Source organism: Alkalilimnicola sp. S0819 (genome assembly GCF_009295635.1).
Classification (GTDB): domain Bacteria; phylum Pseudomonadota; class Gammaproteobacteria; order Nitrococcales; family WHIW01; genus S0819.
This window is the reverse complement of record NZ_WHIW01000013.1, coordinates 16,413-29,601: the sequence shown is the minus strand read 5'-3', so window position 1 is coordinate 29,601 and position 13,189 is coordinate 16,413. Positions and strand designations below refer to the sequence as shown.

The following is a 13,189-nucleotide window of genomic DNA, read 5'->3' as shown; positions in this document are numbered from 1 at the left end:
CTCCCCCTCTACGGTGACCCGGAACTGGCCCTCGGGGGCGGTTGGCGACTCAATCGCAAGGGCAGCCGGCGGCGCTCGCTGACGGAGGCCAATCGCGGCCGGCCCGGATGCCGGTAGGTCAACACCACCTCCCCTTCCCCCTCCAGCCGCAAGCCTTCCACATGCCCCTGGCGCAGGTTCAGCGTCAGCCGCCGCAACCGACCGCCCTCGACACGGGCCAGCGGCCCGTCCTTCAGCCACACCCGGCTGTCCCGCACCGGCGCCAGCACTTCCAGCTCCACCCCGCGCACGCCGTATCGATGCAGCCGGTAGGGGGCATTGCAATGCACCCGCCGATTGGCCGGCGGCGGCAGCAGATAATCGCGAAACCCGCCCGCGTCGCCCTGCTCGCCCGCTTCCGCGGCCTTGGCGATGTTGTAGGCCTCGCGGGCCGTCACATAGTGCAGGCGGTAACCGTCCCGGCCGAAACGCCGTTCCAGATCGGCGCACAAGCGGTGCAGCTGATCGCCCAGGAAGCTCTCCCGGCTCTGCATGGCATGGGTGTGCAGCTTGATGAAGCGCCAATTGGGCTGCCCGAGCACATGCACGCCCGCCGCCAGCCAATAGTCGCAGCGGCGCCCGTGGTACGGCGTGAAATCCTCCAGCGATGCGTACTCGATATGGCCCGCACGCCAGTCGATGTACAACGGCCCCAGGAAGATCAGCAGATCCCCCCAACGCTCCCCGCCCACCCGCAGCGGACGACCCCGATCGTAGGACTTGGGCCCCGGATGGTCCCGCGCGTAATAGAGACAGTTGGCCATGTGGGGCTGCGCCGTGCAGCCGAAGGCCGGAAAGGTGAAATCGGCATAGCAGCCCGCCTCGCGCAACAGCTCCAGCTCGTTGTTCACGCCGCTGTACCGCGCGTCGCGCCGACCGTTATCCAGCGCCCAGTTACCCGCCACGTAGGCGAAATAATGCCGCGGATCCGGCTCGGCGGAGACCATGGCCCCGGCTCCCGCGAACCATGCCACGCCCTCCCGCAAGCGCTGCCGGAAGCCCTCGGAGCTGTCGTGGCCATGATGCAGGTGAAACTCGATCTCCCCCAGCCCTTGGTAGCAGTACTCGCTGAGGATGCGTATGCAATCGAAGTTGGGGTAATCGTAACGATAGAACCAGGTGTGCTGAGGCGCTACGCCGTCGCTGTCGCGGTGCGAGCTGACGATGGCGGCGTAGCGCTCGCACCATTCCCGCACCCGCTCCACACCGCGCTCCCCCTCGCTGCGCGCCGGCTCGAAGTGGTCGGCCACCAGCACCATGACATCCACCACGCCTCGGCACGTGGCGGACTGGGCGCGCCAGGCACGCTGTTGGCGCCAGTAGGCCGGCAGCCAGAGATCCGCGCGGTATTTCAGCAGACTGGCGGCCGTACGCAGCCGATTCACCAAGGTCGCCGCGCCCATCAGGCCGCCCTCGGCCGGGGGGGGATTTCCGACACCACGTAGCGGTACTTGCCCGAGGGGTCCCGGGGCAAGGCCGTGACGCGTTGAAACTCCAGGGCAACGCCCGGGCCCAGCAGCTCACGATACGCCTGCGCCAGCGGCGCGAGCTCCGGCGGTTCATCGCGGTCCGGCACGTACTTGACGCGCACCCGGTCCGGCGCGGACTGGATGATCTGAAACTGGGCACCCAGGTTCAGCCGATTGATGACCTCGACAAACAGATACCCCGGCCGGGGGCGGCCGGCCTCGTCCTGCAGTATGTCCCGGTCCCGTCCCAGCAATCGCTGCAGCACCGGCAGCGGCGGGCCACCGGCGGGCGGCTCCAGCGGGCCGGCCACCGCCATATCGCCGATGTCGTAGCGCAACAGCGGCATGCCCCGGTTGAACAGATCGGTGATCACCACTCGGCCCATCTCGCCCGGCGCCGCCGGCTCGCCGTCCTCGCGCAGCACCTCCACCAGCACGCCAGGCGAGAAGACATACAGCCCGTCATGGGCGGCGGATTCGCAGGCGATGACGCCCGCCTCCTTGGTGCCGTACTTCTCGAACACCTCGCCACCGAACAGTTCCTGGAACAGCTCGCGCTGATGGGGGTAGAGATTCTCGCCTGTACAGGAAATGGCCCGTACCGGGGGCAGCTGGATGCCGCGGCGGCGCACGAATTCCGCGAACACCCACAGGGCGTTGGGAAAACACTTGATGACCGCGGGCCGAAAGCGGCGATAGGCCCGGGCGAAGGCTTCCATGGAGGGTTCATCGGTGCGCGCCGGGTCGAAGCGCAGCAGGCGCTCACAGGTGGCGTTGCGCAAACGCCCCTTGAGCCGCCCCCCGGCGCCCTGGTAGTGCGAGGCCGCCACGAACAGTGCGGCCTTTTCGCCCAGGCTGTGCCCCATCCAACGATCGAAGTACCACTCTTGAGCCTTGCGCCGGTGCACCGCCTGACGGTCTCGATAGAAGCGCAGGGGCCGGCCGGTGGACCCGCCGGTGGAGGCCGGCAGTAGATCGGCGGCGGGAATGTTGCGCGCGATCAAGGCATCCCCGGCGTCACGTATTTCCGCCTTGCCAAGCAGGGGCAGACGGCGCAGATCGGCAAGCCCGCTGAACTGCTCCGGGTCCAGGCCGCAGCGATCGAGACGTTCGCGATAGAACGGCGTGTTGCTGTGCGCATGACGCAGCATGCTGCGCAAACCCTGCAGCTGGGCCTCGCGGACCTGGGCCGGGCCCTGGGTGTCGAGCTGCGCGTAAGCGTGACGGTGACGCGGCAGCTCCCCGTCACCGTCCCACCAGGCCCACAGCGGAAAGAACGCTTCTCGCACCAGCGTGCTGGCGATATCCATATTCGCCCTCTGTCGTCGGTCGCCATTACTGTGATCCGCAAGCGGCCGGGGCAGACCCTCAGGCGTCACTGACCAAATCCCTTGGGCCGGCGGGGGGCGCTTGCAAGGCGCGGCTCAGCCCGCCCGGCGCAGCGGTGAAGGCCGCAGCAAGGAAGCCACCACCATGCGCTCCAGGTCCAGCGCCTCGCGCAGCGGCCTGGGGATGTTGTAATCGTCCTTGTAAACGAAGCTCGCCTTTTCCCGGTACGCATAGTGATGCCACACCGGCGAGAACTCGGAAACCAGGTAATCACCGCCGCTGCGCATGATGTCCACATTCAGCCAGCGGGCACCGAGTTGCCGCGCCAGTTGCTCGGAAATCCGCAAGGGCTCGGGCGGCACATGGGACCATTCACCGATGCCGCCGCCATCGATGTTCATCTTCCACATGCGCGGGTCGGCCCGGTGGCGCCAGTGCGCCTCCACCACCTCGCCGTCACCCACCACGGTCTTCAGGTCACTCTCGTGGCTGATGAACTGCTGGGCCAGCAGGGGCGGCGACAGGAAGGGGTAGGCCAGGCGCCGGTTCTTCCACAGGTGCCAGTGAAAGCTGCGCCGGGCGAGCGCCTTGATACCCCGCCGCCAGGCGCCGCCATGAACCATGTCCAGGCGTGACAGGCGATAGAGCTCGCGCAGCTCGCCCGGTTCATCGACCTTGAAGACGTAATCGCCGCCAGCGCCGAACCGGTTCTTGATGACCATGGGGTAGCCCAGCTCCCGCTCGGCGCGAGCGAGCGCAGCCTCGCCGTCCAGGCTGAGGGTCCGCGGATGGGGCAGCCCCGTGGCGCGCAGGAAGAGCAGCTGACGGTACTTGTCGGAGTAATAGGGCGTCACCCGCGGGTCAGGGAACATGCGCAGATGCGGGTGCCGCCGGTGCAGGAACATCAGCTCGTCCTGGACCCGGTGCAGGGCCAGGGGATGATTGGATGTGTACTCGAAATGCGGAAAGTAAATCAGTATGTGTGCGCGGCGAAAGTCGTAGTCCTGCCAAGCGGGATCGGTGAAGTCCAGCACATCCACCGATACACCGCGCTCCCGCAGGCTGTCGTGGAAGGCCTGGAAACGTCGCTCCGAACGAAACAGCACCGCCCTTGGCTCGCTGCTCATGCTCACCCCCTGGCAGTCTTTGGACGCCCCTGACGCTCCCAGTTGAGCGGGCGCAGCCTGGCGGGCGCAACCTCGCGCAGCAGCGCACGGGCCAGCACTGCCGTGGCATCGATAATGGGGCAACCGGCCAACACGCCGGGCCTTACCGCGAGTGGCAACTCGCTGCACGCCAGCACCACCGACTCCGCGCCGCGCAAACGCAGGTCCTGCAGCGCGTCCAGCAACGCGGTACGCGCCTTGAGGCTGACCGGCTGGCCCGTGGCCTTGATGCCGTAATCCGGGTCGTAGAGCGCCGCCTGCAGAGCCCGCTGCCGCCGCTCCCCCGGATAGAGAACCTCCACCCCCCAGCGCTGCAGGGCCAGACCATAGACATCGGCCCGCACCGCCCCGCTAGTGGCCAGCACCCCCAGCCGGGTGAGCCGCGGCGCCTCCGCCAACAGGTGATCCGCCAGGGCATCCACCATGCTGATCAATCGAATGCGGCGCTCCTCGGCCTGCAGTTGCCCCACCACCGGATCGAAGATGGGGGCCGCATGGGCGGTATTGCAAGGAATCGCCGCCACCGCAACCCCCATTTCGTCCAGCATTCGCAACACCTGCAGGATGCCACTGGCCGGGTTCACCTCACTGCGGCCCAGCAGGAAGGCGCTGCGATCAGCGATACGCGCACCGGCCGACAGCAGGTAGACGCTGACCTGTTCCTGATCGGTGCGGGCCAGGCTGTGTTGGTAGATCTTGCGATTGAGATCCAGGCCGGCAAAACAACCCACACCGCCCACGATGCCGATCGCCCGCGAACCGTGCGTCTCCCCGTACACCCTGCTCAGGCTCATGTTCAGGCCTCCCCGTGCCCGGCGTAGCGTCGAACCGCCCCCCGCCGCAGGCGCCTCAGCAGCTCCGTCACCATGCTTCTCTCCTCGGCCAGCAAGAAGCCGCCATGCCACATCAGCAGGGGAAACGCCGCCAGCGCCAGGCCCGCGATCAGCGGCGTCACCCAGGAAACGCTCAGCAAGCGCATCGCCCCCAGCCCCAGCAGATACAAAAGCGCACTCAGGGCGAACATGACCACGATCCGCCCGCGTGGTAGCCACATGCGGTAGAAATGGTTGGCCACCCAGAGCGTGCTCAGCAGCAGTGTCAGAAAGGCGAGCGCGGCGGCCACGGCCGCGCCCGTCGCCCCCCAGCGCGGCACCAGCCAGAAATTGGCCAGCACGCTGACCAGCGCGGCCAGGGCGCATATCAGTGGCTTGTAGCGGGTACGCTTGGCAATCAGGATGCCCGCATCGCCCAGGCAGGACATGCCGTAGAACACCGATGCCAGGGCGATCAACGGCACCAGCGTGGCGGCCCCGTGGTATTCGGCGGCGGAGATCCAGGGCAGTGCCACCGGCGCCGCCAAGGATATGCCCAGCGCCACGAACAGGCTCACCATGGTATAGAGGGTATAGACCCTCCCCACCAGCCGCGGGCCACCGGGGTCGCTGTAGTGCCGGAACAGAAACGGCGACCAGACCTTGTTGAACGGGTCCATCAGGAACTGCGTGCCCATCATCCCGATCTTGTGCGCCAGCGCGTAGATCCCCACCGCGGCGAGCGACTCATAGGCACCGATCACGTAGCGATCACCATTGTTGACCACGTACATGAAGGCCGCCGCCGGCAGGTAGGGCAGCCCAAAGGCCAGCAAGCGGCGGACCAGCGCGGCGGAACAGCGCACACGGGTCTGCCAGCCGAGCAAGCCGAGAAACCCCAGCGCGATCAGCCCCGTCACCAGCGCCTGGGCGAGCAACACCCCCACCACGCCGAAATCACGCACCCAGATGAGATATACATTCAGCGCGATGAAGCCGATCAGACGAAGCAGACTGACGAGCACGTAGAGCAGCGAACGCAGCCGCACTTGCAAATCGACCATGCCCAGCTGGAGCACCATTTCCGCGGGCATCCAGAGCAGCAACAGCATCACCGGCACCCGCAGCTCGGCCGCATCCGCGAACAAGCCAAGCAGCGGTTCATGGAGCAGCCAGAACAGGCTCGCCAGGATCAGCCCCGACGCCAGTACGAACACCAGCGTGCTGCCGGTCACCCGCTGCCGCCAATCCGGCGTGTCCTGTTCGAAGTAGAAACGTATATACGCCTGACGCAGGCCCATGAACATGACCAGCAACAGAATGTCGGCGATCCGGTTGAGCAGTTCCAGCAAGCCGTACTGCTCGGTGGCCAGCACATGGGTGTACAGCGGAATCAGCAGAAACCCGCCCGCCGCACCCAGGGCGCTGCCCACGCCATAAATCAGCGAATGACGCGCCAGCGCGCCGAATATTCCCCGCTGTTGATCGGGCCGATTCACGGGGCTAGCCGCGCGGTCTGGCCAGGGCGCGGGCCACTCCGGCCAGGCCCGCCGGTGGCGTGCCGGCCGGTACACTCGCCCGGCGCCAGGCACCCACCAAAGCGGCCTGGGCGGCGAACAGCAGCAGCCAGTGGAACCGGTACAGGGTATGACTGGCCAAGCCATAGAACATGAAAACCAGCACCCCGAGCATCAGCGCGCCGGCCCAGTGCGCGGTCAAAGGGTCGGCGTCCCGTCGCAGCCGACGAAGGCTGCCCAGCACATGCAGCATCAGCAGCACGGCCAACAGCGTGCCGGGCAGCCCTCCCTCGGCCATCAGCTGCCCATACAGGTTGTGCAGCTGCAGCGCTTCGCCTTCGATGTCCAGCCATTGCTCGCCCGGCAAGCGCTCGGCACGGGCCGCCGCCGAGGCGCCCGGGCCGTAGCCCAGCAGCGGCCGCTGAAAACCCAGGGCGACACCATCGCGCAGGCCTTGCAGGCGACTCTGCGCGGATGCGCTGGCAAGCTCCTCGGCCGGCCGCTCCAGCTGTTCCACGTCCATCACCAAGGAGAGGTAACGCAAGCGCATGTCGGTGGGCAACGCCGCCAGGGCCAGCACCCCCACCAGCGCCAAACCCATCAGCACGGCGGGACGGGCCAGTGCCCGGCCATATCGCAGCAGCAGGTAGAAGATCAGGCCCGCCAGCGCGGCGCGTGTGCCGCTGAACAGAATAGAGGCCGCGCAGAGCAAGGCGCCGCCCAGCAGTGCCCGGCGCAGCCAGGCCCCGGTGCTGACGTCTCGCCAGGCCAGCGCGAACGGCAGGGTGAACAGGGCAAGCATGCCAAAGGCGTTGGGTGCCCCCATGCCACTGGCGGACCAGACGCCGATGATCCGCCGCACGCCCTGCTGCCATACGTAGGCGCCCCCCTGCACGAAGTCCAGCCAGGAATGCAGCTGGTAGAGCAGCGAGACCACCACCAACGCGGCGAACAGTCGCTGCACGTCGCGCACGCCGGACACGGTGAACAGCACAAGGAAGTAGAACAGCAGAAGCTTCCAGTAGGTACTCACCCACCACTGGGCGTCGGCGGTCTGGGGATAGGGCGAGAACAAGTGGCTGACCCACATGAACAGGTACAGCAGCAATAGCAGGCCACTGGTGGTGGACAAGCGGGCCTGAACGCGGCCGGCGAGCAGCAGACTCAACCAGGCGGCGGCCACCAGCAGCTTTTCGTAGTGCAGCGTGGCCAGAATATCGAAGCGATACTGCGGGGTCGCGATAAGCGCCCAAAGGTACACGCCGACCAGCACCAGCGCGAGGCTCCAACCCCCATCAGGCAGCCGCGCCAACGGGGCCGTTCCTTGTGCGGCCTGAGTCATCGCGCATTGCCCCCTCTGCGTAAACGATCTTCGAGGAAACCCCAGCCAACGGCGGGCCGCCTGGCTGCAGCCGAGGCCCAAAGGAATGGTTTGCTACACGTGAGGTAAAGGCGAAGCGTGAACTTTCAAGCACCCGGGGGCCGCGTCAAGAGACACCGGGGGCGGCTCTTGCATACGCCGAACACGACCACAATCCGATTACTCAAGGAAACACTGCCTTGGAGGTCGGCCCGGGGGACGGACCGGCATCTCCGAGAAACCGCGTAGAACAGCGAAAAGGCGGGTTCCCATGCACTTGATCACGGTACGAACCTGATGGCCAGCCGTCTGGCTAGAATGCTGCTCACGGCCCTGGCGCCAAATCTGCGCTATCGCGTGCGCGGCAGCGCGCCCGCGCTCTACCTGAGCTTCGATGACGGGCCGCATTCGCGCACAGCGGCCATTCTCGATACGCTGGCGCGCCACAAGGTCAGGGCCAGCTTCTTTATCCTGGGCAACCGCATTGCGGGACGGGAACAACTCTTGCGACGCATGGTGGCCGAGGGGCACACGGTGGGGGCCCACTCCTACAGCCACCGATCCCCGCGCCGGCTCAACCGTCAGCAGTTGCAGGAAGAGCATCTGCGGTGTACCCGGGCTATAACGGCGGTGCTGCCGAACTGGCGCCCCACGCTATACCGCCCACCCTACGGACACCTCAGCTGGAACCTGCTTCGCTGCAGTCGCGAAGTGCCCTTCGACATCGTGCTCTGGTCCCGGGACGCGCGGGACTATCGCGCGAAATCCACCCACGCCATTGCCCACAATCTCGGCACACTGGAAGCGGGCGACATCCTGCTGTTCCACGACCAGTTCCAGCTCACGCGGGACTATCTGGATGAGATGATTCCACGATACCGGGCCGAGGGTTTTCGCTTCGAAGCCCTGGAGAGCGCGGCGCCATCGCGTCCCGCCATCGCACCGGAGCTCACCGCGGACTGCCTGCCGGACCGCACCGGTACAATCGCCGGTAGGCGGCACTGACCCGCGACACGGTGTAACGCCCCTCGGCGTAGCGGTGGGCACACCGCCCCAAACGCGCTCTGCGGGGCGGATCGTCCACCAGGGCGCGGATCCCGGCGGCCAATCCCGCCGGCGACCGGGGCGCCACCAGTACGCCGCAGCGCCCGCCGTCAAGCGCTTCCACGTTGCCCCCCACTCGCGTTGCCACAATCGGCAGGCCGGCGAACATGTACTCCACCAGCGCATTGGACATGCCCTCGGAACGGGAGGGCAAGATCGCCAAATCCGCCATCGCCAGCCAGGCCGGCACGTCATCACGCGCGCCCAGCAGGTGCACACGCGCCTGCAAACCCGCCGCCGCCACTTCACGCCGATAGCTCGCCAGCCCCCCACCATCGCCGATCAGCACATAGCCCAGATCCAGGTCCGCCGTCTGGCGGGCGGCGGCCAGCAGATCGTCGATTCCCTTCACGGGACGCAGATTGGCCACCACCACGGCAAGCATCCCATGTCGCCTGCGCAGCGCATGCAGATCCGCGCCACCGGGGCGCGCCGCGGGTGCGGCCTCATACATATTGGGGATGACCCGGGTACGCTGGGGCGCTACGCCGTATTCGGCCTCCAGCATGTGGGCGATGACCCGGGCGTTGACCACCACCTGCTCGCCACGCCGGAACACCGCTCCGAGCAGGCGCTTGCGCAAGCCGGAGTGGGCGTGCCCCAGGTTGCGCTGACTGCAGATCAGCCTCAAGCCCGGACAGAGAGCCTTCAATAGACCACCACAGAGGGTAGCGTCGTCGAACAGCGTATGCAGCACCTCGATCCGCTCCCGGCTCACCAGCCTTTTCAGACGCCACAGCACCAGCGGCAACGCCGGGCTGCGCAGTGACTTCAACTGCAGTTGCAGCGGCGGGCGCGCCCAGTCCAGCTGTCGATGCACGGCCTCGGTGCGCAGAAACGCCACATAGGGGTCAATGCCGATTTCGGCGGCGTGGCGGTAGAGCTTCAGGAACTGTCGCTCGCTGCCCCCGCCGGCGCCTTGGTACAGGCAATCGAGCAGAAACAGGACGCGCTTAGCCGGCAAGGTCCCGTTCCTCGTCGAAACGCGGGCCCGCTTGCACCGTGGGCCAGGGTGTCAGGAGGCCTCGCAGCAGGCCATAGCCCAGCCCCAGGTGAATCGTGGCGATGATCAGTGCCAGCCGATGCGCTGACTGGCCCGGCTGGCCGGCCACCAGACGCCGGGCTTCCACCTCCAGCAGCAATGCATAGGCCGCCAGCGCCAGCACGAACAGCCCCAGCCACCATCCGCTGAATAGACTGCCCAGCACGCCCACCACCAGGCCGAGCAGCAACAATGGCGGCGCCAGCATCTCGGGACGCAGCCGCATCGGGTGCTTGCGCAGGAATCGCCCCCGGCCCAGGCCGTAGCGGACAAGCTGCCGGAACAGCCCTGAGAGATTCTCCCGTGGGTAGTAGCGCACCGTGAAGCGGGGCGAGATCAGGCAGCGCAGCCCGGCGCGCTCCAGCCGGTAGTTGAATTCCAGGTCCTCGGCGGCATCGAAGCGTTCATCGAAACGACCACATCGTTCGAAGACGCTTCGGTGATAGAACACCGCCACACTGAGCGGGCTGCACCAAGCCTGCCTGTTGCTGAAAATCAGCGACTCCCCGGAATGGGCCAGGCGCGAGCGCCGTGCCAACGCCACCGCTTGTTGAAAGCTGGTGATGCCCGGCGGATCCAGGGGCTGGGGCCGGCCGAGCACCAGCGCGCCATGGGCAAGCGCCATTTCCACGTGATCCCGAATCATCCGACGCCCGGGTATGTGCACATGGCCGTCGATGAGCAGAAAGTAATCCCCACGGCCATGCGCCAAGGCGAGGTTTCGGGCCGCGCTGGATAGGCGGCGCGGGTTGCGGAGCAAGCGCAGGTTCAAGCCCGGGTGCGCGGTGGCGAAGGCCTGTACCCGTTGTGCGGTATCGTCCTCGGAATCACCGTCCAGCACGAGGATTTCCAGAGACCCGGCCGGGTAGTCCTGCTCGGCCAATTGCGACAGGGTGGCCTTGATGTAACGCGCTTCGTTGCGCACCGGCACCATCACGGTGACCCGGGGCATCACACCGTGAGCATGCGACTCCGCCATTCCACCACCTCCCTGTAAAGGGCCTGCAGTTTCTCGGTCTGGCGTTTGGAACCGTGCGTGCGCAAGACCTGTATCCGCGCCTCGGCCGCCCTCTCCCGACAGCTCTGCGGGTGATCCAGCGCGGCTATGCAGGCTTCGGCGAGCGCCGCAGGGCTGGCTGGCTCCACCAGCACGCCCAGACGCCCGTTCTGCAGCAGTTCCGGCACGCCGCCTACCCGGGTCGCCACCACGGGCAACTCCAGCGCCATGGCTTCCAGCAAGACATTGGGCATACCCTCCGAAAGCGAGGGCAGCACCAGCAGATCCGCGGCCCGAAAAAGCCCGTGCACCTCTCGGCAGAAGCCGGGCAGGTGAACATGCGCCCGGAGAGCCCCCCCCACCCCGGACAGCAGTTCTTCGCGCAGTGGCCCATCACCGGCGATCAGCAGTTGGGCGCTCGGATGCGCCTTGAGAATCGCGGGCATCGCGGCAAGCAGATGCCGGTGCCCTTTTTCCGGGCTCAGTCGGCCCGCGGCCAGCAGCAACGGCCCCCGGGCCGGCAGCCCCATCGCGCGGCGGACATCGTCGCCCGGGGTGCGGCATGGTGCTTCGTCCAGGGTGCAGGCATTGGCGATAACCCGAATCTTGTGCGCGGGCACCCGAATGCGCCGCAGGCGCTGACGCTGGGATTCGGCCACGGCCACCACCCGGTCGGGGAAGCGCAACAGGAATTTGTCGAGCAGGGTATAGAGTCGGATTCGCCAGTCTTCTCGCGTCCAGCCCCGGGAGAAGGCGATGCGTGGCGGCGATGACCGCACTGTCAAACTCAGCGCCAGCGGCTTGTAACCATGGGTGCACACCACATCCGGTTGCCAGCGGGCAATTTGTTGGGCGAGCAGTCCGCGGGCACGAAACAGCTGCCTCCGAGCGGCGGGCAGGCGCCAGACCTCGGCACCCAAGGCGCGGCCCCGCTCCAGCAGTTCCTCCCCGCCCGGTTCGGCGAAGCTCACCAGGCAGATCTGCCACCCCGGCTCCGCGCTCAGGTGTTCCAGATGACGCAACACCTGGCGCTCGGGGCCGCCGACGAAGTTGCTGGCCATGATGTGCATCACGCGCATGTACGGTCCGCCCCTTCGCAGGCCCGTGGCGCCCCCAGCCCCTGCAGGAACCGATAGAAAACCCGGTCCAGCCGTTCATAGCCCCGGGCGTTCAGATGAATGCCGTCCCCCGCGTCGTAGGCGGGGTCCAGGTAGCCGGGGGGCTCGGCCTGACGCAGCGCCGCCTCCGGGTCGAACAACGGCAGGCGGCGCTGCGCGGCAAGCTGCCTGAGCCAGGTGTTGAAGTTGGTGATCTGTTCCTGCTGCCCCTCGCGCCCGAGCAACCGGGTCTTCACCAGATTCTTGAAATCCTGCCACCAGCCGAGGCTCGCCGCCGTGGGCACGGTGGTGGCCAGCGCCACCGTAATGCCCTGCCCTTCCAGTTGCTCCAGCCACGACAGGGTCTTGCGGCGATAATCCCCCAACTCGCCCGGGAAATAGACGGAGCACTGCTGCAACACCACCAGATCCGGGCGCTCACCCGAGCCCAGCACTGCCGCCACCGCCGCGCTCTTGTCGAAGCCATGAATTCGGTGCACGCGGATGGAGACGTTTTCCAGAGCCATCCGCTCCGGCAGTTGCTCGAGTTTCCAGCGATGCACCGTGGACGCCTCGATATAGACAATCCGCTGCTCCGCCATCGCCCCCCCTGCAATCAACGCAATGCAAAACCACAGGCTGGCGACCACAACACCGCCCGGGCGTCTCATGCCGCCTCCTCGCTCAGTCTCATGAAGCGGGCCGGATTGCCCACCGCACTGGCATGATCCGGCATGGGCCGGGTCACCACGCTGCCGGCGGAAACCACGCAGCGCGCCCCCACATCGGCCATGACAACGCACCCCTCCCCCAGCCAACTCCCCTTCCCCACGGTGACCCGCTGGTAGCGCGGCTGGCCACCACGGCCACCGTCACCTCCGCGCGGATGCTGCTGCTTGCCGCTCAGAACCGATACGCGGCTTGCGACGAGCACCTCATCGGCCAGGGTGGCCGTCCCTATGATGCTGAAGCTGGCGATGACCACACCGCGACCAACCCGGGCCGTGGGGTGCGCGAACCAGGAGCAGAAATCCACCGCCAGATCATGAGCGCAGGCGGGGAGCGTGACCACGTAGAAGCTGCAGCGCAGGTAACGCCCCAAGTACCCCGGAACCAGACTCAGCAGACGCGCGCTGAACTGGAACGGCGCCTCGCTGCCCCACCGGCGATAGGCGACCAAGCTGATCAGCGAGAACGGGAAGGTGAGCAGGTGCAAGGCACGCACGATCCATTTCTTGTGCCGATATGACATGGCCA

12 protein-coding genes are annotated in these 13,189 nt (G+C 67.0%); 1 reads left to right on the top strand and 11 read right to left on the bottom strand.

Annotation, left to right across the window (positions count from 1 at the left end; translation table 11 throughout):
* Window positions 1–8 precede the first annotated feature (8 nt).
* The 6 genes from GBG68_RS11115 to GBG68_RS11090 form a co-directional block, all read right to left on the bottom strand.
* Window positions 9–1,442 (bottom strand): hypothetical protein, encoded by a 1,434-nt coding sequence (locus tag GBG68_RS11115; RefSeq protein ID WP_152147304.1) that lies wholly within the window; start codon window positions 1,440–1,442, stop codon window positions 9–11.
* Window positions 1,442–2,818, bottom strand: a complete 1,377-nt coding sequence (locus tag GBG68_RS11110) for a phenylacetate--CoA ligase family protein (protein WP_152147302.1) — start codon at window positions 2,816–2,818, stop codon at window positions 1,442–1,444. The genes GBG68_RS11115 and GBG68_RS11110 overlap by 1 nt, the downstream gene beginning before the upstream one ends.
* Before the next feature lie 114 nt (window positions 2,819–2,932).
* A complete protein-coding gene (locus tag GBG68_RS11105) occupies window positions 2,933–3,964 on the bottom strand; it encodes an ATP-grasp domain-containing protein (RefSeq protein ID WP_152147300.1) in 1,032 nt (343 codons plus the stop codon).
* Between the two features lie 2 nt (window positions 3,965–3,966).
* Window positions 3,967–4,797, bottom strand: coding sequence for an aspartate/glutamate racemase family protein (locus tag GBG68_RS11100; RefSeq protein WP_152147298.1), 831 nt, complete (start codon window positions 4,795–4,797; stop codon window positions 3,967–3,969).
* Between the two features lie 2 nt (window positions 4,798–4,799).
* A complete protein-coding gene (locus tag GBG68_RS11095; RefSeq protein ID WP_193222312.1) occupies window positions 4,800–6,314 on the bottom strand; it encodes a lipopolysaccharide biosynthesis protein in 1,515 nt (504 codons plus the stop codon).
* A 4-nt stretch (window positions 6,315–6,318) separates the two neighbouring features.
* Entirely contained in the window at window positions 6,319–7,644 is a 1,326-nt protein-coding gene (locus tag GBG68_RS11090) for an O-antigen ligase family protein (RefSeq protein WP_193222311.1), read from the bottom strand.
* A 345-nt stretch (window positions 7,645–7,989) separates the two neighbouring features.
* On the opposite strand from GBG68_RS11090, the gene GBG68_RS11085 reads away from it, so the two are divergent.
* Window positions 7,990–8,697: a polysaccharide deacetylase family protein gene (locus tag GBG68_RS11085; RefSeq protein WP_152147292.1), complete on the top strand. Its 708-nt coding sequence runs from the start codon at window positions 7,990–7,992 to the stop codon at window positions 8,695–8,697.
* On the opposite strand, the gene GBG68_RS11080 is transcribed toward GBG68_RS11085, so the two are convergent.
* Genes GBG68_RS11080 through GBG68_RS11060 form a run of 5 tightly spaced genes read right to left on the bottom strand, consistent with a single transcriptional unit; the run spans window position 8,642 to window position 13,184 of the window.
* Window positions 8,642–9,760 (bottom strand): glycosyltransferase, encoded by a 1,119-nt coding sequence (locus GBG68_RS11080; protein WP_152147290.1) that lies wholly within the window; start codon window positions 9,758–9,760, stop codon window positions 8,642–8,644. The two genes, GBG68_RS11085 and GBG68_RS11080, sit on opposite strands and share 56 nt — an antisense overlap.
* A complete protein-coding gene (locus GBG68_RS11075) occupies window positions 9,750–10,817 on the bottom strand; it encodes a glycosyltransferase (protein WP_152147288.1) in 1,068 nt (355 codons plus the stop codon). The genes GBG68_RS11080 and GBG68_RS11075 overlap by 11 nt, the downstream gene beginning before the upstream one ends.
* Entirely contained in the window at window positions 10,790–11,914 is a 1,125-nt protein-coding gene (locus tag GBG68_RS11070) for a glycosyltransferase (RefSeq protein ID WP_152147286.1), read from the bottom strand. The genes GBG68_RS11075 and GBG68_RS11070 overlap by 28 nt, the downstream gene beginning before the upstream one ends.
* Window positions 11,905–12,603, bottom strand: coding sequence for a hypothetical protein (locus GBG68_RS11065; RefSeq protein WP_152147284.1), 699 nt, complete (start codon window positions 12,601–12,603; stop codon window positions 11,905–11,907). Before GBG68_RS11065 ends, GBG68_RS11070 begins: the two co-directional genes overlap by 10 nt.
* The gene (locus GBG68_RS11060) at window positions 12,600–13,184 is read right to left on the bottom strand and encodes an acyltransferase (RefSeq protein ID WP_152147282.1); all 585 of its coding nucleotides are present in this window, start codon (window positions 13,182–13,184) and stop codon (window positions 12,600–12,602) included. The genes GBG68_RS11065 and GBG68_RS11060 overlap by 4 nt, the downstream gene beginning before the upstream one ends.
* Window positions 13,185–13,189: the final 5 nt, after the last annotated feature.